2 protein-coding genes are annotated in these 2,751 nt (G+C 61.4%); both read left to right on the top strand.

Annotated elements, in window-relative coordinates:
- Positions 1-8 precede the first annotated feature (8 nt).
- Positions 9-1,304, top strand: a complete 1,296-nt coding sequence (gene gshA, locus IV091_RS10095; RefSeq protein WP_293468262.1) for a glutamate--cysteine ligase — start codon at positions 9-11, stop codon at positions 1,302-1,304.
- Between the two features lie 311 nt (positions 1,305-1,615).
- On the top strand, positions 1,616-2,751 hold a 1,136-nt coding region (locus IV091_RS10090), incomplete at its 3' end, for a KUP/HAK/KT family potassium transporter (RefSeq protein WP_293468260.1).

Genomic DNA, 2,751 nt, shown 5'->3' with positions numbered 1-2,751 from the left:
TGGCCGCAATGGTTCCGCACCTCATTACCGCCCTGACCGGCCCCATCAACGAACTTGAGCAGCGCATCCTCGACACCACGCCCGCCATCGAGCGCTGGTTCCGGCTGGAGTGGATGGAGCACACGCCACCTTTTTACTGCTCGGTCGACATCCGCAATGCCGGCTTCAAGCTGGCGCCGGTGGACACCAACCTGTTTCCGGGCGGCTGGAACAACCTCACGCCCGAGATGCTGCCGCTGGCGGTGCAGGCAGCCATGGCCGCGATTGAAAAAATCTGCCCCGAGGCGCGCAACCTGCTGGTGGTGCCTGAGCACGAGGCGCGCAACAGCTTTTACTGGTCGAATGTGCTGCAGCTCAAGCGCATTTTTCACCAGGCTGGCCTGAACGTGCGCTTTGGCTCGCTCAGCGCCGACATCAAGGCACCCACCACGCTGAACCTGCCGACCGGCGAAAGCATCACGATAGAGCCGCTGATCCGGACCGACCGGCGCCTCGGGCTCAAAGACTTCGACCCCTGCACCATCCTGCTCAACAACGACCTGTCGGTCGGCATTCCGGGCATCCTGGAAGACCTGCACGAGCAGCACCTGCTGCCGCCGCTGCACGCCGGCTGGACGGTGCGGCGCAAGTCCACCCATTTCAAGGCCTACGAAGAAGTCTCCAAACGCTTTGGCAAGTTGCTGGGGATAGACCCCTGGCTGATCAACCCGATGTTTGCGCAATGCGGCGAAGTCAACTTTGTCGAAAACACCGGCATGGAGTGCCTGACCAGCAACGTCGACGCCTTGCTGTCCAAAATCAAGCGCAAGTACAAGGAGTACGGCATCAACGAAAAGCCGTTTGTCGTGGTCAAGGCCGACAACGGCAGCCACGGCATGGGCATCATGACGGTGCGCGACGTCAAGGATCTGGACGCCCTGACCCTGCAGACCAGACACCGGATGGGCACCTCCAAGGGTGGACAGGCGCCGTCCGAAGTCATCATCCAGGAGGGCGTGCTGACCAATGAGCGCGTCAATGACGCGGTGGCCGAGCCGGTGGTCTACATGATGGACCGCTACGTGGTGGGTGGTTTTTACCGGGTGCACGCCGAGCGCGGCGTGGACGAAAACCTCAATGCCCCAGGCGCCAGCTTTGTGCCGCTGGCTTTTGCCGACAGCGGCCGGCTGCCGCAGCCGGGCCAAAAACCCGGCTCCAGCAGCCCCAACCGCTTTTACATGTATGGCGTGATTGCCCGGCTGGCCATGCTGGCCGCCAGCTACGAGCTTGAAGCGACCGACCCGAACGCCGAGGTCTACGACTGAGTCCACGCTGTCAAAATGGTTTTTTAGATAATTTTTGCCTTCAGCCCATATGCTACGGTTTCTCTTTGCTATATAAATAATAGCAAATGGTTGTGCCGGGCGGGCGGGGCAAGGGCGCCGAATCGCGCCACTGGTTGCGGCGAGTTGTTGCGTCGCAACAAAACCCGCGTTTCTTCCGATCAGGTGTGTTTGACCGCTTGCAAGCCGGCCGGCTGGGCGCAAAATAGCGGTCCCTTAGATAACCATCCCGTCGGCCCCGGCCGCTGTTGATTGCGCAGGTTGCGCTCAATCGCCCAAGACGGACAGTTTTTGTGACAAGTCAAAAATCATCCCTTGCGGTGCTCACCGTGGGCGCCATTGGCGTCGTTTACGGCGACATCGGCACCAGCGTCCTGTATGCCATGAAGGAAGTCTTTGGCTCAGGACATGTTCCCTTCACCCACGACAACGTCTACGGCATCCTGTCCATCTTCTTCTGGACGCTGACCGTCATCGTTTCCCTCAAGTACGTCACACTGGTGCTGCGCGCCGACAACAACGGCGAGGGCGGGCTGATTGCCATGCTGGCGCTGGCTTCCACGGCAGTGCAGGACAAGCCCCGGCTGCGCAAGGTGCTGCTGCTGGTCGGCATCTTCGGCACCTCGCTGTTTTACGGCGACGGCGTCATCACACCGGCCATTTCCGTGCTATCGGCGGTCGAGGGGCTGGAAGTCATTTCGCCCACCTTCACCAAGGCGGTGATTCCGACCACGCTGGTCATCCTGTTCGGTCTGTTTGCACTGCAAAAGCACGGCACGGCCGGTATCGGCAAGTTCTTTGGCCCCATCACCATTGTCTGGTTTGCGGTGCTGGCCATTCTGGGCGTGTCCCAGATCGTGACCCATCCCGAGATCCTGCTGGCGATCAATCCCTATTTCGCCTTGATGTTCATGTGGGAGAACCCCGGCACCACCTTCATCATCCTGGGCGCCGTGGTGCTGTGCGTCACGGGCGCCGAGGCGCTGTACGCCGACCTCGGGCACTTTGGCAAAAGACCGATCCGGCTGGCCTGGTTTTCGGTCGTCATGCCTTCGCTGGTGCTGAACTATTTTGGCCAGGGCGCGCTGCTGCTGAGCAACCCGGCCGCCGTCAAGAATCCGTTTTACCTGATGGCGCCCGACTGGGCGCTGGTGCCGCTGGTCGGCCTGGCCACCCTGGCCACGGTGATTGCGTCGCAGGCGCTGATCACTGGCGCCTTCAGCGTCACCAAGCAGGCGATCCAGATGGGTTACCTGCCCCGGCTGCGCATCGAGCACACCAGTGTGCGCGACACCGGCCAGATCTACATGCCGTTCGTGAACTGGGGCCTGTTCGTCACCATCGTGCTGGCGGTGGTGATGTTCCGCTCGTCGAGCAACCTGGCGGCGGCCTATGGCATCGCCGTGACCACCGACATGCTGATCACCAC

The sequence above is a fragment of the Polaromonas sp. genome (assembly GCF_018780625.1).
GTDB lineage: Bacteria > Pseudomonadota > Gammaproteobacteria > Burkholderiales > Burkholderiaceae_C > Polaromonas.
Note: the sequence above shows the minus strand (reverse complement) of the source record. Positions and strands in the feature narration are given on the sequence as shown.